Annotated in this window: 17 protein-coding genes; 10 read left to right on the forward strand and 7 right to left on the reverse strand. The window is 66.4% G+C overall.

The window, feature by feature from the left end; genetic code table 11:
* Positions 1-165: 165 nt before the first annotated feature.
* Positions 166-1245, reverse strand: a complete 1080-nt coding sequence (locus K3181_RS08165) for a hypothetical protein (RefSeq protein WP_221602503.1) — start codon at positions 1243-1245, stop codon at positions 166-168.
* A 10-nt stretch (positions 1246-1255) separates the two neighbouring features.
* A complete protein-coding gene (locus K3181_RS08170) occupies positions 1256-2473 on the reverse strand; it encodes a TIGR04063 family PEP-CTERM/XrtA system glycosyltransferase (protein WP_221602504.1) in 1218 nt (405 codons plus the stop codon).
* Between the two features lie 80 nt (positions 2474-2553).
* Here K3181_RS08170 and K3181_RS08175 point away from each other — a divergent pair, with 80 nt between their 5' ends.
* From K3181_RS08175 to K3181_RS08195, 5 genes are all read left to right on the forward strand, one after another.
* Positions 2554-2736 carry a hypothetical protein gene (locus K3181_RS08175; protein WP_221602505.1) on the forward strand — a complete coding sequence of 61 codons (183 nt, stop codon included), beginning with the start codon at positions 2554-2556 and terminating at the stop codon, positions 2734-2736.
* Positions 2729-4111, forward strand: a complete 1383-nt coding sequence (locus tag K3181_RS08180) for a DUF5935 domain-containing protein (protein WP_221602506.1) — start codon at positions 2729-2731, stop codon at positions 4109-4111. Before K3181_RS08175 ends, K3181_RS08180 begins: the two co-directional genes overlap by 8 nt.
* A gap of 109 nt (positions 4112-4220) precedes the next feature.
* Complete coding sequence (locus tag K3181_RS08185) at positions 4221-4670, forward strand: MaoC family dehydratase (RefSeq protein WP_221602507.1); 450 nt, start codon at positions 4221-4223, stop codon at positions 4668-4670.
* 54 nt (positions 4671-4724) lie between these two features.
* A complete protein-coding gene (locus K3181_RS08190; protein WP_221602508.1) occupies positions 4725-5903 on the forward strand; it encodes an acetyl-CoA C-acyltransferase in 1179 nt (392 codons plus the stop codon).
* Positions 5904-5926: 23 nt separating this feature from the next.
* The gene (locus K3181_RS08195; protein ID WP_221602509.1) at positions 5927-6883 is read left to right on the forward strand and encodes a hypothetical protein; all 957 of its coding nucleotides are present in this window, start codon (positions 5927-5929) and stop codon (positions 6881-6883) included.
* Between the two features lie 81 nt (positions 6884-6964).
* On the opposite strand, the gene K3181_RS08200 is transcribed toward K3181_RS08195, so the two are convergent.
* Positions 6965-8203, reverse strand: a complete 1239-nt coding sequence (locus K3181_RS08200; RefSeq protein WP_221602510.1) for a polyhydroxyalkanoate depolymerase — start codon at positions 8201-8203, stop codon at positions 6965-6967.
* 158 nt (positions 8204-8361) lie between these two features.
* Here K3181_RS08200 and K3181_RS08205 point away from each other — a divergent pair, with 158 nt between their 5' ends.
* The 4 genes from K3181_RS08205 to K3181_RS08220 all read left to right on the forward strand — a co-directional run bounded on the left by K3181_RS08205 (position 8362) and on the right by K3181_RS08220 (position 11852).
* On the forward strand, positions 8362-10197 hold the full coding sequence (locus K3181_RS08205; protein ID WP_425594541.1) for an ABC transporter transmembrane domain-containing protein: 1836 nt from the start codon (positions 8362-8364) through the stop codon (positions 10195-10197).
* Between the two features lie 42 nt (positions 10198-10239).
* Entirely contained in the window at positions 10240-11055 is an 816-nt protein-coding gene (locus K3181_RS08210) for an undecaprenyl-diphosphate phosphatase (protein WP_221602511.1), read from the forward strand.
* 110 nt (positions 11056-11165) lie between these two features.
* Entirely contained in the window at positions 11166-11420 is a 255-nt protein-coding gene (locus K3181_RS08215; RefSeq protein WP_221602512.1) for a GlsB/YeaQ/YmgE family stress response membrane protein, read from the forward strand.
* A 171-nt stretch (positions 11421-11591) separates the two neighbouring features.
* Complete coding sequence (locus K3181_RS08220; protein ID WP_221602513.1) at positions 11592-11852, forward strand: hypothetical protein; 261 nt, start codon at positions 11592-11594, stop codon at positions 11850-11852.
* A gap of 62 nt (positions 11853-11914) precedes the next feature.
* Here the strand turns inward: K3181_RS08220 and phhA are convergent, their stop codons facing one another.
* On the reverse strand, positions 11915-12856 hold the full coding sequence (gene phhA, locus K3181_RS08225) for a phenylalanine 4-monooxygenase (RefSeq protein ID WP_221602514.1): 942 nt from the start codon (positions 12854-12856) through the stop codon (positions 11915-11917).
* Between the two features lie 55 nt (positions 12857-12911).
* Between phhA and ppk2 the strand changes: the two genes are divergently transcribed.
* Positions 12912-13682: a polyphosphate kinase 2 gene (gene ppk2, locus K3181_RS08230; protein WP_247714904.1), complete on the forward strand. Its 771-nt coding sequence runs from the start codon at positions 12912-12914 to the stop codon at positions 13680-13682.
* On the opposite strand, the gene K3181_RS08235 is transcribed toward ppk2, so the two are convergent.
* The 3 genes from K3181_RS08235 to K3181_RS08245 are packed head-to-tail and all read right to left on the reverse strand — an operon-like array spanning position 13679 to position 17018.
* Entirely contained in the window at positions 13679-14533 is an 855-nt protein-coding gene (locus K3181_RS08235) for an HTD2 family dehydratase (protein WP_221602516.1), read from the reverse strand. The two genes, ppk2 and K3181_RS08235, sit on opposite strands and share 4 nt — an antisense overlap.
* Positions 14533-15765 carry an acetyl-CoA C-acetyltransferase gene (locus K3181_RS08240; protein WP_221602517.1) on the reverse strand — a complete coding sequence of 411 codons (1233 nt, stop codon included), beginning with the start codon at positions 15763-15765 and terminating at the stop codon, positions 14533-14535. Before K3181_RS08240 ends, K3181_RS08235 begins: the two co-directional genes overlap by 1 nt.
* The gene (locus K3181_RS08245) at positions 15762-17018 is read right to left on the reverse strand and encodes a CoA transferase (protein ID WP_221602518.1); all 1257 of its coding nucleotides are present in this window, start codon (positions 17016-17018) and stop codon (positions 15762-15764) included. The genes K3181_RS08240 and K3181_RS08245 overlap by 4 nt, the downstream gene beginning before the upstream one ends.
* Between the last annotated feature and the right edge of the window lie 4 nt (positions 17019-17022).

Genomic DNA, 17022 nt, shown 5'->3' on the forward strand with positions numbered 1-17022 from the left:
GCGGGGGCATGGGCGAGCGGTGCCGCGCGCGACACCTGCAAAATTGCGCGAAGGGCCGTCATGCCGACAGGATGGAGATTTTGCAACTGCGAGAAGCGTAGCAAAATTTCACGCGCGTCAAGAATTACGCTTCAGCGCGCAGGGTCGTAGCGGAAACGCTTTGATCTATTTCGGCTTGCCGACGCGGCTCAGCTTGTCGAGCGCGCTGCGCAATTCGGCCTGCGGGTCGGACGAGCGATGGCCGGGGCCGGTGGCCGACATATCGCGCTCGGCCTCGCGGCGCAGAAAGGCGATCACGGGATCCTCCTCTCCGCGGCCCCCGTCGGGCGAACCGGGCTTGGCGGCTTCGAGCGCATGGGCGAGGCGTTCGGTCAGCGCTTCGAGCGAGAGGTCGCCGAGGGCCGTTGCGGGGAGCGGCGGGGTTTCGAGTTGCTGCTCGGTCGTGTCCGACGCGGGAGCGGACTCCACGTCGTCCCATTCGCCTTCGTCAACCTGGAGTGCCGCGGGTGCGGGCGGAAGCACGATGGCGTCTTCCTCCTCGATTGCGGTCGGTGTTTCGGCAAGTCCTTCCGCACCGGGCGAAAAGTCGAACGGGCCGTGCCAGGCATCGGCGAAATACGGATCCCCGGGCATCGTTTCCGCCTCCGGCAGGACCACATCCTCCCCCAGACCGCCGGTGATGTCCTCACCGTCGAGGACGAGCGGGTCGGCATCGGGAAGGAACGGCGCGATGCCTTCCTCGGCCAGGTCCTCGCGCGGGTTGAACGGGCGACGGGGGGCATCGTTCACGCTCGGGGGCGGGCCCTCGGTTTCCTCGGGCCTCGCAGCGGATCCCCGGAGCGGATGCGTCCGACGGCTGGAAGGGGAGTCGTTCTTCTGCGGCCCGGCATCCGGCAACCAGATATTGTCGGGCTCTTCAGCGGAAATCTCGTCGTCTGCCTCGGGCTCGTCGAATTCGGCGGCGACATCGTTGAGTGCGATTACGCGCAGCGCGAGCGCAAGACCGATGGCCAGGCCGAGCAGCGCGGCACCGAGCGACAGCACGGCGCGGATGGTCGCCGGATCGCTCAGCATCCCGTTCAGGCCGAGACGTTCGGCCAGCAGCAGGTGGACCTGCGACGGCATGACGAACAGACCGAGGCCAAGCAAGAGCGCGAACCACGCGCCAACGCCCCATTTGAAGGCCGGGTGGCTGCTGATCGGAGCGGGACGCGTGGCGGCGGTCATCGGTGGCGAAATACCCATTGCAGGCGGCTCAGGCGGCCGCGGATTTCCCACTGCCTAGCAGATTTTGGTAAACGGCCTGATAACGATCTATGTTCCTTGACCAATCATGGTTTTCGGACACGTGAAGACGGCCCGCCTCGCGTATTGCCGGCCAACGGTAACGTTCGTCGATGAAGCGCGCGAGGGCGGTGGCCATGCTTCCTGGCTTATCGGGCGGGAACAACAGGCCGGTAACGCCGTCCTCGATCAGTTCGCGGTGGCCGCCGACGTCGCTCGCGGCGACGATCCGTTCCTGCGCCATCGCTTCGAGCGGCTTGAGCGGCGTGACCAGATCGGTGAGGCGCGATTTCTTGCGCGGATAGGCGAGCACGTCGATCAGCGAATAGAAGCGGTCGACCTCGGCATGCGGCACACGCCCGGTGAAGTGGATCGCCTCGCGCGCGGTGGAGGCGGCGGCCTGCGCGCGCAACGCCTCGTCCATCGGTCCCCCACCGACGAGCAGCAGCTGCGCCTGCGGATGCCTTTGCCGGAGCATGGGCATGGCGGTGATGAGGTCGTCGAGCCCCTCGTAATCGTAGAAACTGCCGATGAAGCCGATCACCGGCCCCTCGCCCAGACCGAGCTGCTCGGCCAGCGCCGCATCGCGTGGCGGCGGTGCGCCGAACAGCGTCAGGTCGACGCCATTGGGCGAGAGTGCGATCTTGTCCGCGTCGTGGCCGCGCGCGATCAGGTCCTGCCGCAGCCCGTCGCAGATCGTGAATACGGTGTCGGCCCCGGCCACCACGCGGTTCTCGAGCGCGCGGGTGAGGCGGTATTTGAGCGAATTCTCGCTGCCCGTGCCATTGCCCACCGCCGCATCTTCCCAGAAGGCGCGGATCTCGTAGACGAAGGGCAGGTCGAGCCGGCGCGCGGCGCGCAGGCCCGCCATGCCGCACAGGGCGGGCGAGTGGGCGTGGAGGATATCGGGACGCCAGTCGTCCGCAAGCCGCTCGATCCCGGCGCGCAGCGCCTCGATCTCGCGCCATTCGCGAAGGAGCGGCGGTCCACCGACGGGGCCCGGAACGCGGTTGAAGGTGAGACCCTCGACCTGCTCCACCAGCGGACCCTGCGCGGTATGGCGCGGCCCGGTGATCGCGCGCACTTCGTCGCCCGCCGCCTGCAGGCTCTTGAGGATCGCGCGTGTACGGAAGGTATAGCCGGAATGCAGCGGCAGCGAATGGTCGAGAATGTGCAGCACGCGGGTCATCGGCGGTGTCCTCTGTCACATTAGGCTTAACGGGGCGTCAACCGCGGTGCATTAGGAACGCCGCTCGAAAGTACCGCATCGTGATCGACTATTTCGCCCTTGGACTGACTCACGTTCTCATCGTGATCGCGTTGCTGCGCATCTTTGCGCGCGCCCAACTCGATCGCGAGGACGAGCTGGTGGACCCTCCTGCCGAGCCAGCCCGCGTGACACCGCGCGAGGCCCGTCGGCAGCGGCGGCGCAAGGGGGGCGGCGATGCTTGACGTTGCCTTGTTCCTGACCGTGATGGGCATGTTCCTGCTCGGCCTCGGGCGCCCCTTCATCTGGGTGCTCGCCTATCTCTATATCGATATCCTCGCGCCGCAGAAGATCGGCTGGACGCTGACCCCGATGCTGCCGATCTCGCTGATCGCCTTCCTGCTCGCCTTCGCTGGCTGGGCGGTGGCCGACCCGAAGTCCGACATCCGCTTCACGCTGCGCCAGGGGATCCTGCTGGCGCTGCTGGTCTACTGCTTCATGACGCTGCAATGGGCCGATTTCCCGGTCGATGCGGCTTTCAAGTGGGAGTGGGTGTGGAAGGCGCTGGTCTTCGCCATCTTCCTGCCCGTCACGCTCTACACCCGCCTGAGGATCGAGGCCGCGGCGCTGGTGCTCGTGCTCACCGCGGGCGCGATCATCATTTCCGCCGGGATGAAGACCGCGCTCGGCGGCGGGGGCTACGGCAGCCTCTATTTCTTCGTGAACGACAATTCGAACATCTACGAAAGCTCGACGCTCGCCACGGTGGCGATCGCGCTGATCCCGATCATCCTGTGGTTCACCAAGCACGGCACGATCTTCCCGCCTGACTGGCGGGTGAAGACCTTCGCCGCGCTGCTGATCTTCGCCTGCCTGCTGATCCCGGTCGGGACGGAGGCGCGCACGGGCCTGCTGTGCATCGCGGTGCTCGGCGTGCTGATGCTGCGCGACGTCAAGAACCGGCTGATGTACCTGCTCGCCGCCGGCGCGCTCGGCGCGATGGCGCTGCCCTTCCTGCCGGCGAGCTATTACGACCGCATGGCCACGCTCGGCTCGGTCCAGTCGGACGAATCCGCCTCGACCCGCGTCCAGGTGTGGATGTGGACGCTCGACTATGCCGCCGAACATCCGCTCGGTGGCGGGTTCGATGCCTATCGTTCGAACAAGTTCACTTACCGCCTGCCGGTAACGCGCGAGGAGGCCGGTACCTCGATCACCCGGGTCGAAGAGGTCACCGACGAAGCGCGCGCCTATCATTCCTCCTTCTTCGAAATGCTCGGCGAACAGGGCTGGCCGGGGCTGATCCTGTGGCTCTCGCTGCATCTTCTGGGACTGCTGCAGATGGAAGGGATCCGCCGCAAATGGCGGACCCGCGAGGGCCCGGCGGATCAGTGGCAGGCGCCGCTCGCCAGCGCGCTGCAATTCGCCAATATCGTCTATCTCGTCGGCGCCGCCTTCCAGGGAATCGCCTACCAGCCGGTGTTCCTGATGCTGATCGGCCTCCAGATCGCGCTGGCGACCTATTGCAAGAAACGCGATTCGGCGAAGGCCGAGGCGGAGCGCAAGGCCGTGCGCGCGGCACGCCGCACGGCGGCTGCGGCCAATCCCGCCATTCCGTAACGGCACGGTTCGCGTGGTTGCGCGGCCCCTTTCCATGCGCCATGACTCGCGCCGCACCGCGCGGCCGGAGTCGCGCGAATCCGTGAGATTTCGATTGAGGAGAGGCGCGATGAGCCCGCAGGAACTGGCCGAAAAAGTCGGCGAAACCATCGGCACCAGCGAATGGGTCGAAATGAGCCAGGAACGGATCAACCAGTTCGCCGATGCCACTGGCGACCACCAGTTCATCCATATCGACGAGGAAAAGGCCAAGATGACGCCCTTCGGCGGCACCATCGCGCATGGCTTCCTGACGCTGTCGATGATCCCCTATCTCGGCGCACATTCGGACACGCCCAAGATCGATGGCGTGAAAATGGGCGTCAACTACGGCGGCAACAAGACCCGTTTCATCTCGCCGGTGCGCAGCGGCAAGCGCATCCGCGGCCACTGGAAGCTGCTCGAGATGATCGAGAAGCGCCCCGGCCAGTGGCAGCAGACCTGCGAGATCACCATGGAGATCGAGGGCGAGGAAAAGCCCGCCCTGATCTGCGAATGGATTACCCAGATTTTCGTCTGATTTCCCCCTCCTCCCCGGCGAGGATCAGGCACTTAGCAAACCAAGGAAATACCCATGCGTGACGCAGTCATCGTCTCCACCGCCCGCACCGCCATCGGTCGCGCCTACAAGGGCGGGTTCAACGACACCAAGGGCCCGACGCTCGGTGCCTATTCGCTCAAGCCCGCGATCGAGCGCGCCGGTATCGACGCCGGCGAGGTCGACGACGTGCTCTGGGGCAGCGCGCTCCAGCAGGGCACGCAGGCGGGCAACCTCGCCCGCCAGGTCGCGCTGCGCGCGGGCTGCCCGATCGGCACCAGCGGCATGACCATCGACCGCCAGTGCTCTTCGGGCCTGATGAGCATCGCCACCGCCGCCAAGCAGATCATCACCGATCGCATGGACGTGGTCGCTGCCGGCGGGCAGGAATCGATCAGCCTCGTGCAGACCAAGGAAATGCGCGTCATGCCCGATCCCGAGCTGATCGCCATGCACGGCGCGATCTACATGCCGATGCTGCAGACCGCCGAAACGGTCGCCAAGCGTTACGGCATCAGCCGCGAGGCGCAGGACGAATACGCGCTCCAGTCGCAGCAGCGCACCGCCGCAGCGCAGGAAGCGGGCCTGTTCGACGACGAAATCGTTCCCGTCACCACCACGCACAAGGTGCAGGACAAGGAAACCGGCGCAATCTCCGACGTCGAGGTGACCATCGCCAAGGACGAGGGCAACCGTCCCTCGACCACGCTCGAAGGCCTCTCGGGCCTGCAGCCGGTCATGGGCCCGGGCACCACGATCACCGCGGGCAATGCCTCGCAGCTGTCCGACGGTTCCTCGGCCAGTGTGCTCATGGAAGCCAAGGTCGCCGAGAAGAAGGGCCTCACCCCGCTCGGTCGCTATGTCGGCATGGCGGTCGCGGGCACCGAGCCCGACGAGATGGGCATCGGCCCGGTCTTCGCCATTCCCAAGCTGCTCGAACGCTTCGACCTCAAGGTCGACGACATCGGCATCTGGGAGCTGAACGAAGCCTTCGCCGTGCAGGTGCTCTACTGCCGCGACAAGCTCGGCATCCCCGACGAGCTGCTCAACGTCAACGGCGGCTCGATCTCGATCGGTCACCCCTACGGCATGACCGGCGCGCGCTGCACCGGCCACGTGCTGCTCGAAGGCAAGCGCCGCGGCGCCAAATACGGCGTCGTCACCATGTGCGTCGGCGGCGGCATGGGCGCGGCGGGCCTGTTCGAGATCTTCTGACACCAACCAAAGGGGTCGCATCCTTGTTCAGAGCCATGATCGCGGCGAGCCTGCTCGGGCTCGCCGCCTGTTCTCCGGTCGCGCCGCCAGCCGCGACGCCTCCGGCGCCACCAGCGGGGCTGCGGCTGGTCGATTACGCGCATGAGTTCGACGCCGTGCTGCAGACCGAAGCGGACGCCTCCCCGGATCGGCAGCTGTCGGCGCTCGAGGCGCATTTCGCCGACACGCTGCCAGGCTTCTATGGCAGTGAACGGTTCGGCGACCGCGCCGAAGCGGCGGACCGCTTTCGCGCCGATGTCCTGTCCCGCTGGCCCGAGAAGCGCGAAGCCGCGCTTGCTGTGGCCGACGAATTCGCGGATCGGTTCGATCAGGCGATCGCGCGCTTCGAGGCGGCGGTCGGCCCGCTCCCCACCGAGCGTCCCGTCTATCTGCTGATGAGCCTCGGTGAATTCGACGGGGCGACGCGGGATTTCGGGGACGGCGAGAACCTCTATTTCGGGGCAGACGCGATTTCGCAATATTATCCGGGGGCGAGCACCATGCCCTTCCTCCAGCACGAACTGTTTCATCTCTACCATTCGCCGAGGATGGGCGAATGCCCCGAGATATGGTGTTCGCTGTGGAGCGAGGGATTGGCGACATACACCGCCGAACGGCTCAATCCGGGAGCGAGCGACATCGAACTCGGCCTGCATCTGCCCGAACCCATTCGCCCGGCGCTCGACCCTCGTCGCCGGGAAGCAATCTGCGAAGTCCGTTCGCGTCTCGATGCGACGGGATCCGAAGCCTACAATCCGCTCTTCACCGGGATGAGCGGAGAGGCCACGCGGTTTCCGGCGCGCTATGGCTATCTCGTGGGCCTGTGGCTCGCGGAACACCTCGGCGAGGGGCATGACCTGTCCGAGATGGCCGAATGGCACGGACCGGAATTGCGCCAGCGGATAGTCGCCGGCCTGGCTGCAATGGCCGAGTGCCCCTGAACGCACGGAAACGAGCCGAGGCTACAGCGGCTGGCGGGTGAAAGGAGCCTGCCAGGGAACGGTCGAAACTGCGCCGCGATCTTATCCGTGCTTGGCGATGAACTCTTCGACCACCGGGGCGATGCGGTCGCGCCACTTGCTGCCGTTGAAGATGCCGTAATGGCCCGCTCCCTCGGCCATGTAGTAGCGCTTCTTGTCGTCCGCCAGCCGCGGGGTCAGCTCGAGCGCGGCCTTGGTCTGGCCGAGCCCCGAGATGTCGTCGCGCTCGCCCTCGATCGCGAGCAGCGCGGTTTCGGTGATGTCGCCAAGGTCGATGCGCTTGCCGCGATGGAGGAAGGTGCCATTGGGCAGCGCATGGTCCTGGAAAACCTCCTGCACCGTCTGGAGGTAGAATTCGGCGGTCATGTCGCAGACGCTGCGGTATTCGTCGTAGAAATCCTTGGTCGCCTGCGCGCTCTCGTCGTCGCCCACGGTGAGGTGTTTGAACATCTCGTAGTGGCTCATCATGTGGTTGCCGAGGTTCATGCTCATGAAGCCGGCGAGCTGCATGAATCCCGGATAGACCTGCCGTCCGGCGCCGCGATACTGCATCGGCACGGTGGCGATGACATTGTGGCGGAACCACTCGATCGGTCGCTCCATCGCGAGGTCGTTGACGCTGGTCGGCGAACGGCGCGTGTCGATCGGCCCGCCCATCATGGTCAGCGTCTTCGGCGTGCAGGGGTGCCCGTCGCGGTTCATGATCGCGGTCGCGGCGAAGACCGGGACCGAGGGCTGGCACACCGCCATCACATTCGCACCCGGGCCGATGTGCTCGAGGAAGCCGACGATGTAGTCCATGTAGTCGTCGAGATCGAACGTGCCCTCGTGCAGCGGCACGGTCTTGGCATCGGACCAGTCGGTGACGAAGACGCGGTAATTTTCCAGCATCCGCTCGACCGTGCCCCGCAGCAGCGTGGCGTAATGCCCGCTCATCGGGGCCACGACCAGCAGCCGCGGCGCATCCTCGGGCAGGTTCTCGCGGTAGAACTCCTTGAGGTCGCCGAACGGGCGGTTGACCACCGTCGCCTCGACCACCGGATCGCTGTGGCCGCCGACATCGATCGCCTCGATGTTCCACGCCGGCTTGCCGTAGGAAGCGGTGGCATGGGCGAAGACTTCGAGCGCGCTCGCCGCCATCGGGCCGATGTTGAGATAGCCCATGGGGCCGAAATTGTTCAGCGGATGCGCCGGATGGTTGAGCATCTCCACCCCGATCGAGGCGAAGGCGCTGGCCGAATTGAGCCAGCTGCGCTGGAGTTCATAGGCGTGGTAGAGCAAAAACTATCCCCTGCGGACCCGGTGTGCCGTCGTTCTCTCCCACCGGCTAAGGACGACGATCCTGCCTGCCGCTTTACCTTTGTGCAATGCACAATGATGGAAATTGTGCCTTCGCGTGTGCAGCACTGTGGATTTTCGCGCCCCGGCGACCTAACTGCATGGCCATGTCAGCCAAGGACGAGACGCAAATCGAGGGTCGCGGCCGCTTCGCCCGCAAGACCGCAACCAAGGACGCGCCGCGCGAGCGATCGCTGCGCCCGCTGAAGATGGTGTGGCAGGCGGGGGCCAATTACCCCGGCCATGTCGTGCTGGCGCTGGTCGCGTTGATGATCACCGCCTCCGCCACGCTGGCGATCCCCGCGGGCTTCAAGCTGGTGATCGATCGCGGCTTCGCCGAGGGAGCCGATCCCGCCGACATGGGGCGCTGGTTCCGCTATCTGCTGATGATCGTCGCCGTGCTGGCCGCGGGTACGGCAATGCGCTTCTACTTCGTCAGCTGGCTGGGCGAGCGCGTGGTCGCCGACATCCGGCTGAAAGTTCAGGAAAACCTGCTGCGGCTCGCCCCGGGCTTCTACGAGGAGAACAGCCCCAAGGAAATCTCGAGCCGCATGACCAGCGATACCGCGCTGATCGAACAGGTGGTCGGAACCACCGTCTCGGTGGCCCTGCGCAACACGCTGATGGCGATCGGCGGGTCGATCTACCTGTTCTGGCTGGTCCCGGGCCTCACCATGGGCCTGTTGCTGATCATCCCGGCGATCGTCGTCCCGATCACGTTCTTCGGCCGGCGGCTGCGCAATGTCTCGCGCACCAGCCAGGACCGCGTCGCCGATATCGGCGCGATGGTGACCGAGGTGCTGTCGGCGATGAAGATCGTCCAGGGCTTCAACCAGGAGGATCGCGAGCATGGCCGCTTCCGCGAAGCGGTCGAGCGGACCTTTTCGGTCGCGCGACGCCGGGTGATGATCCGCGCGGCAATGACCGCGGTGGTGATCCTGCTGGTCTTCGGCGGCATCACCCTCCTCGTCTGGCGCGGTGCGCAGGCGGTCAGCGAGGGTGCGATTTCTGGCGGCACGATTGCCGCCTTCGTGCTCACCGCGGGCCTCGTGGCGGGCGCGATCGGCGCGCTGACCGAGGTCTATGGCGATTTGCTGCGCGGCGCGGGGGCGGCGAGCCGCCTGTCCGAACTGCTCGACGAAAGGCCGACCATCACCGCGCCCGAACGGCCGCAGGCTCTCCCCACGCCGCCGCGCGGCAGCCTCTCGTTCCGCAACGTCACCTTCCGCTATCCGACCCGGCTCGAGGCCCCCGCGATCACCGATTTCAGCCTCGAAGTCGAACCGGGCGAAACGGTCGCCATCGTCGGCCCCTCGGGAGCGGGCAAATCGACCATCTTCCAGCTCGCCGAGCGGTTCTACGATCCGCAGGCGGGCTCGATCCGGCTCGACGGCATCCCGCTGACCGGTGCCGATCCGGCCGAAATCCGCCGCCGGATCGCCTATGTCCCGCAGGAAGGCGTGCTGTTCAGCGCCAATGCGCGCGACAATCTGCGCTATGGCAATTGGGATGCGAGCGAGGAAGAGATCTGGGCCGCCGCCCGCGCCGCCAATGCCGCCGAGTTCCTCGAGAAGCTGCCGCAGGGGTTCGACACCTATCTCGGCGAAAGCGGGACGCAATTGTCGGGCGGCCAGCGCCAGCGCATCGCCATCGCGCGCGCGCTGCTGCGCGATGCGCCGATCCTGCTGCTCGACGAGGCGACCAGCGCGCTCGATGCGGAGAGCGAGCGGCTGGTGCAGGAGGCGCTCGAACACCTGATGCAGGACCGCACCACGCTGGTCATCGCACACCGCCTCTCGACCGTGTACGCCGCCGATCGCATCGTGGTGATGGAGGACGGGCGCATCGTCGAACAGGGTACGCATGATGCGCTGTCATCGAATGGCGGGCTTTACGCCCGGCTTGCCTCGCTGCAGTTCGGCCTCGAGAACGCCTGACCGCCCGACACCTGCCACCCGCTTTCCCTGGGGTCTCCCGCAATGAACGATTTTCTCACCGCGATTTTCCTCGGCATCGTCGAGGGGCTGACCGAATTCATTCCGGTCTCCTCGACTGGCCATCTGATCCTCGCCACCGAGCTTTCGGGTGCCGATCCCGACGAGTGGGCGATGTTCAACGTGGTCATCCAGTTGGGGGCGATCCTGGCAGTGGTGTATCAATATTGGGGGACTTTCTGGAACGCGGGCATGGGCGTGCTGCGACTCGAGCGCGACGGGCTGATGTTCGCGCGCAACATCCTGCTCGGCTTCCTCCCCAGCGCGGTCATCGGGCTGGCGCTCTACGAGAGTTTCGAGGCCATGCTCGGCAATCCGGGGATCGTGCCCTGGGCGCTGATCGTCGGCGGCTTCGCCATTCTTGCGATCGAACGGATGGCCAAGCCGAACGACGAGGGACGCGGGGTGGCCGAGCTGCCGCTCACCAAGGTGCTCGGCGTCGGCTTCGCACAATGTCTCGCGATGATCCCCGGAGTCAGCCGCTCGGGTGCGACGATCATGGGCGCGCTGGCGATGGGCATCAACCGCAAGACCGCCGCCGAATTCTCCTTCTTCCTCGCCGTGCCGACGATGATCGGCGCGACCACGGTCGAAGTCGCGAGCAATTACGACGAGATGCTGGCTGGGGCGACGCGTGTCGGTTGGGACGAGATCGCAGTCGGTTTCGTGGTCAGCTTCATCGTCGCGCTGGTCGTGATCCGCGCCTTCGTCAGCTACGTCAGCCGCAGCGGCTTCACGCCCTTCGCCTGGTATCGCATCGTCGCCGGCTCCGCCGCGCTGGCCTGGCTCACTTTCGCCTGACATACGATTGTGCCATATAGCCACAGTCCGGCCATATTCCTTCCCTCGTCGCGGAACCATCGCAGCGCTACCGGATTGACCCCAAGAATGAATTACGAAGGTGGCAACCGATGGGCTTACTGATCCTGATCGTCGTGGGCGCCCTGCTGGGCTGGCTGGCGACTATCATCCTGCGTATCGAGGATGGTCGCACCATCCTCGCCAATGCGCTGGTCGGCGTGCTCGGCTCGCTCGTAACCGGCCTGATTGCCGGGAACGGCGCCATTTTCGGCACGGTCAGCGGTATCGCCCTGCTCTGGGCGGTGCTCGGCTCGGCCGTGGCCATCGGATTGTTCAATCTTGTCAGGCAGCGCGCCTTCCGTTGAGGTCGGCCGCTGCATGAAGAGGAAGCTGCCCGGGAACCATTCGGGCCGTTTCATTGACCCGAACGCGGTTGGAGCAAAATCCGGGAACCGACCCGTACTTGACCCGTTCATCACATTCTCGCCGCATTTCGAATCAGGCGGCGCGAATTCACGCACAAAGGGGAAACGCAAATGAAGTTCACCAAAGCTATGCTGGTTGCCTCGACGGCCGCTCTCAGCCTCGGCCTCGCTGCCTGCGACGGCCCGAACGAAAATGCCATGGAAGACGCCGGCGAACAGCAGGCCGAAGCCGTGAACGAGCAGGTCGACGCCATGGAAGACGCCGGCACGATCAGCGATGCCGAATCGGACGCCATCACCGAGCAGGCCGAAGACAAGGCCGACGCCATGGAAGAGCAGGGCGAAGCCATGGACGAAGCTGCCGGCGAATAAGCCGAGCCTTCGAACGAATAGGAAGCGGCCCGGAAGCGATTCCGGGCCGCTTTTTTGTCGGCTTAGACGGGCTTGGCGCCGCTGCCGCGTCCGCCACGCAGCGTATATTCGAGCGTGCCGCGGTTCACCACATAGTCGACGTCGATCACTGCCGTATTGGCATAGGTGAATCCCGGCCCGAGGTTGCGATAGAGCTTGTCGAAATCGCGCTCGACCGTCTGCCGATAGAGGTCCTCGAAGCTCTCGATGACGAAATAGGTCGGCTGCAAATCGCTGATCACGTAATCGGTGCGCATCACCCGGTCGACATTGAGCATGATCCGGTTGGGGCTTTCGGCCTCCACCGCATAGACCACCTCCGTCGGTCCCGAGAGGATCCCCGCCCCATAGGCGCGCACATCGCCCGGCGCTTCCTGGAGCAGGCCGAATTCGACCGTGTACCAATAGAGCGATCCGAGCGCCTTCAGCCGGTTGTAGCGCATCGCCTTCCAACCGGCGCGGCCGTATTCCTGCATGTAGTCGGCATAGACCGGGTCGGTCAGCATCGGCACGTGGCCGAAGACGTCGTGGAAGACGTCGGGTTCCTGGATGTAGTCGAAGGTCTCGCGCGTGCGGATGAAATTGCCCGCCGGGAAGCGCCGGTTGGCGAGATGCCAGAAGAACACGTGATCGGGGATCAGCATGGGCACGGGCACCACGCTCCATCCGGTCAGCGCGTCGAGATCCTCACTCAGCTTGCCGAATTCGGGCACGCCGCCGCGGTCTAGGTTCAGTTTCTCGAGTCCGGCCATGAAGGCGGTGGCCGCGCGGCCGGGCAACACGCCCATCTGTCGCGCGAAAAGGTCGTTCCAGATCGCATCGTCTTCCGACGAATACTCGGTCTGCTTGGGTTCGAGCCAGTCTTCGCCGACATGCGCGGGCTTCTTCAGCGGGGCGGTGAAAACCGCCTCGTCAAGATCGGGAAGTCGGCTAAAGTCCTGTTCGGGTTCTGCGAGTGTGGCCATGGTTGCGGATGATACTAGCAATGGCGGCGTCATTCAAATGCCGGGCGGGAATGCGATGAAAAAGAGCGACTACGAGAACGCGATCGAGCCGATGCAGGAAGAGCTGGTCGGCATGGCGCGCTGGGCCAAGGCGACGGGCGCGCGCATCGTGGTGCTGTTCGAAGGGCGCGACACGGCAGGCAAGGGCGGTGCGATCCAGGCGGTGCGCGAACAGCTCAATCCGCGCCAGTGCCGCGTGGTCGCGCTGGCCAAGCCGACCGAGGCCGAGCAGGGCCAGTGGTATTTCCAGCGCTATGTCGACCACCTGCCGAGCGCGGGCGAGATCGTGCTGTTCGACCGCAGCTGGTACAATCGCGCCGGGGTCGAGAAGGTCATGGGCTATGCCGAGGACGCGCAGGTCGCGCTGTTCCTCGAACAGGCGCCGGTGTTCGAGAAACTGCTCGTCGACGACGGCATACTGCTGTTCAAATACTGGCTCGCGACCGACCAGGCGCAGCAGGAGGAGCGGCTGCGCGAGCGGCTCGATGACCCGCTCAAGCGCTGGAAGCTCTCGCCCGTCGATCTTGCGGCGCGCGACCGATACGATGCCTATACCGAGGCGCGCGAGGCGATGCTCGCGGCGACACATACCACCCACGCCCCGTGGACGCTGGTCGATTTCAACGACCAGAAGCGCGGGCGGCTGACGCTGGTGCGCGACCTGCTCGACCGGCTGCCCGACATGCAGGTCGCGCCGCCCGAGATCGACTTTCCCGAGCTGGGCCGCGAGCCCAAGGCGGAGCGCTATGGCGTGCTTAAGCCGATTGCGGAGTACCTGCTCGACTAGACGAGTGTCGCCGAGGCTTTCGTCACCTGGCGCCCGTTGCCGGCGAAGGCGCCGAGTTCGATAGAATCGCTGTCGCCGCGCAGAACGAGGTGGAGCGGTTCGCCCGCCACCGCGGGGCTGACGCCGCGAAAGGCGAAGTTTGCGAGCCGGTTCTCGCCGAATCGTTCGGCGGCGACCTGGAGCAGCAGGCTCGCGGTCAGCGGGCCGTGGACGACCAGCCCGCGATAGCGCTCGACCTCGCGGGCATAGGGGGCATCGTAATGGATGCGGTGCGTGTTGAAGGTCAGCGCCGAATAGCGGAACAGCAGCCGCTCGTCGGGGCGGACCTCGCGATGCGCATCCCAGCCCGACGGATCGAAGCTACCTTCGCCTGGCTCGGGCGGCGAGAGCGGTGCGTCGGGTGCCAGCGCTTCGAGATAGACCAGCGTCTGCCGCTCGCTCACCGCGAGTGCTCCGTCGGCGCTGGTCTCGTGATCGACCTCGACGAAGACCATGTCGCCGCGGGTGCCCGACTTGGCTTCGACCGAGGCGACGCGGCTGACGCGCTCGATGCTCGCACCCACCGCTATCGGGGCGTGGAAGCGCATAGCGCTCGAGGCCCACATGCGGCGCGGCAGTGGCACGGGCGGGAGGAAGCTTGCTGCACTGTCGTCGCGCGCCGGATGCCCGTCATCGCCGAGCTGTGCGGTGCGGGCCTCGGGCGTGCAGAGGCACAAATGGATACCCTGCGGCATGGCCGCGCTCGACGGCGCGTCGCGGTCGAATGTCGCGCACCAGCGCGCGGCGAGGGCAGGGTCGAGCCGGTCGGCGGCGCGCTGTTCGCGGCCGATCCAGTCCGACCAGTCATCCATCAGGCGGCGCGCTCGAACACGGCGGCCATGCCCTGCCCGCCGCCGATGCACATGGTCTCGAGCCCGTAGCGGACCTCGCGGCGCTGCATCTCGTGCGCCATGTCGGCGAGGATGCGGATGCCCGTGGCGCCGATCGGGTGGCCGAGCGAAATGCCCGAGCCGTTGACGTTGACGATCTCGCGGCGGCTGTCGTCCGCGGCGAAACCCCAGCCCTTCATCACGGCGAGCGCCTGCGGGGCGAAGGCCTCGTTGAGCTCGATCAGGCCGATGTCATCCCAGCCCATGCCGTTGCGCGCGAAGAGGCGCTCGACCGCGGGGACGGGGCCGATACCCATGCGGCTCGGATCGCAGCCCGCCGCGCTCCACGAATGGAACCACAGGATCGGTTCGAGCCCCAATTCCTCGACCTTGTCCTCGGCGACGACGAGGCAGGCCGCCGCGGCGTCGTTCTGCTGGCTGGCATTGCCCGCGGTCACGATGGCGTCGGCGTCGCGCTTGAGGTCGATGGCGCGCAGCGCGCCGAGCGTCTCCATGCTCGCATCGGCGCGGAAGCCCTCGTCCCTCGCGAAGACCACCGGATCGCCCCGGCGCTGCGGAATCTCGATCGGGACCAGCTGCTCGTCGAACTTGCCCTCTTCCCATGCCCGCGCGGCGTTCTGGTGGCTGCGCACGGCGAAGGCATCGGCCTCCTCGCGGCTGATGCCGTAATCCTTGGCGAGGTTTTCCGCGGTCTCGATCATGCCGGTAATCACGCCGTAGCGTTCGATCGGCTGGCTCATCAGGCGGCCGCGCGTCAGCCGGTCCCACAGCTGCAGGTCGCCCATCCGCACGCCGTTGCGCACGGCGGTAGTATAGTGCTCGACATTGGACATGCTCTCGACCCCGCCCGCGAGCACGCAGTCGGCGACGCCGGTCTGGACCATCATCGCTGCCGTCGCGACCGCCTGCAGGCCCGAGCCGCAGCGGCGGTCGAGCTGGAAGCCGGGGACTTCCTCGGGATAGCCTGCGGCAAGCCAGCTCCAGTGCCCGATGGCGGGCGCCTCGCCGCTGCCGTAGCCCTGGCTGAAGACGACGTCGTCGACGCGTGCCGGATCGATGCCGCTGCGTTCGACCAGCGCCTTGATGATGATGGCGCCAAGCTGTCCCGCTTCGAGCGGGGCGAGGCTGCCGAGATAGCGCCCCACGGGCGTCCTCAGGGGCTTGCAGATGGCTACGCGGCGCTGTGACGTCATGGCAATGTCCTGATCCTGGAATAGTCGCGACCTTGGTCGCTGGGCGCGGCGACGCCGCTGTCCATCAGCCGGCCGATCTCGCCCGAGGAAAGCCCGAGCGTTTCGGCGAGGACCTCTTCGGTATGCTCGCCGAGATAGGGCGCGCGCCGGGGCTCGCCGCGTGGGCGATCGGGCATGTTGGCGAAGCTGCGCGCGACGGGGTAGTCGACGCCGCTGGGATTGTCGGGCGTGCGCCCGAACAGCGGGTTCTGCCCCACCAGCACCGGGTCCTGCGATGCCTCGTAAGGCGTGCGATAGCGCTCGTAGGTCGTACCCGCCGCCGCCATGCGCTTCTCGAGTTCGGCGTAGTCGATCCGGCCCGCGACGCCCTGGAACAGTGCGAGCAGGCGGTCGCGATGCTTGAAGCGCGGCGTGTCGCCGTCGGCGAAGCGCACCCCGAGCTCGGCCTCCAGCGCGGTGATTTCCTGCGCCAGCCCGAAGGCCTCGACGATGCCATCCCACTGCTTGGCGGTCAGCGCGGCGACCATGAAGCGCACGCCGTCGCGCGTGACCATGTCGCTGCCGAAGGCGCCCCAAATGGCATTGCCGAGCCGCTCGCGGTCGGCGCCGCGATGGAGCATTTCGGCCATGGTCCCCGAATTCGCCAGCGTCCCGATCGCGACGTCGCCCAGCGGCACGCGGATTTCCGCGCCTTCGCCGGTGGCGTCACGGTGGCGCAGCGCCGCGAGCAGGGTGAAGGCGCAATAGGCCCCGGTGAGGAAGTCCCACGCGGGCATCAGCTGGTTGACCGGCGGCGCGGTGGCCGGGTCCCATTCGGCGGGGCCGGTCATCAGCGGGTATCCGGCGGCGGCATTGACGGTGAAGTCCATCGCCTGGCGCCCGTCGTGCCAGCCCATGATGCGCACCGAGATCATGTCTGCCCGCCGCTTGGCCATGGCGGCGTGGCTGAGGAAGCTCTTCTCGGGCAGATTGGTGACGCACTGGCCGATCTTGCCCGCCAGCTCGACGCAGAGCTCGCGCCCCTCGGCACTGCGCAGGTCGAGCGCGACCGATTTCTTGGTCCGGTTGAGGTTCTCCCACGCGAGCGAGCGGCCGTTGTCGGCGAGCATGAAGCGGTCGTAATCGAGCCCGCCCTCCTTGTGGTCGACCCGGATGACCTCGGCGCCGAACTGTCCGCAATAGAGGCCCACGGTGGGAGATGCGACGAAGCTCGAGACTTCGAGAACCGAGAGGCCTTGGAGGAAATCGTACATCAGC

Origin of the sequence: Qipengyuania mesophila, assembly GCF_019711655.1 — a bacterium.
GTDB classification, from domain to species: domain Bacteria; phylum Pseudomonadota; class Alphaproteobacteria; order Sphingomonadales; family Sphingomonadaceae; genus Qipengyuania; species Qipengyuania mesophila.

Excerpts from the sequence above, each read along its gene's own strand:
- K3181_RS08170 (WP_221602504.1), bottom strand. The coding sequence starts at position 2,473 with ATGACCCGCGTGCTGCACATTCTCGACCATTCGCTGCCGCTGCATTCC.
- K3181_RS08180 (WP_221602506.1), top strand. The coding sequence starts at position 2,729 with ATGCTTGACGTTGCCTTGTTCCTGACCGTGATGGGCATGTTCCTGCTC.
- K3181_RS08215 (WP_221602512.1), top strand. The coding sequence starts at position 11,166 with ATGGGCTTACTGATCCTGATCGTCGTGGGCGCCCTGCTGGGCTGGCTG.
- phhA (WP_221602514.1), bottom strand. The coding sequence starts at position 12,856 with ATGGCCACACTCGCAGAACCCGAACAGGACTTTAGCCGACTTCCCGAT.
- K3181_RS08210 (WP_221602511.1), top strand. The coding sequence starts at position 10,240 with ATGAACGATTTTCTCACCGCGATTTTCCTCGGCATCGTCGAGGGGCTG.
- K3181_RS08185 (WP_221602507.1), top strand. The coding sequence starts at position 4,221 with ATGAGCCCGCAGGAACTGGCCGAAAAAGTCGGCGAAACCATCGGCACC.
- ppk2 (WP_247714904.1), top strand. The coding sequence starts at position 12,912 with ATGAAAAAGAGCGACTACGAGAACGCGATCGAGCCGATGCAGGAAGAG.
- K3181_RS08190 (WP_221602508.1), top strand. The coding sequence starts at position 4,725 with ATGCGTGACGCAGTCATCGTCTCCACCGCCCGCACCGCCATCGGTCGC.
- K3181_RS08235 (WP_221602516.1), bottom strand. The coding sequence starts at position 14,533 with ATGGATGACTGGTCGGACTGGATCGGCCGCGAACAGCGCGCCGCCGAC.
- K3181_RS08240 (WP_221602517.1), bottom strand. The coding sequence starts at position 15,765 with ATGACGTCACAGCGCCGCGTAGCCATCTGCAAGCCCCTGAGGACGCCC.
- K3181_RS08220 (WP_221602513.1), top strand. The coding sequence starts at position 11,592 with ATGAAGTTCACCAAAGCTATGCTGGTTGCCTCGACGGCCGCTCTCAGC.
- K3181_RS08245 (WP_221602518.1), bottom strand. The coding sequence starts at position 17,018 with ATGTACGATTTCCTCCAAGGCCTCTCGGTTCTCGAAGTCTCGAGCTTC.
- K3181_RS08165 (WP_221602503.1), bottom strand. The coding sequence starts at position 1,245 with ATGGGTATTTCGCCACCGATGACCGCCGCCACGCGTCCCGCTCCGATC.
- K3181_RS08205 (WP_425594541.1), top strand. The coding sequence starts at position 8,362 with ATGGCCATGTCAGCCAAGGACGAGACGCAAATCGAGGGTCGCGGCCGC.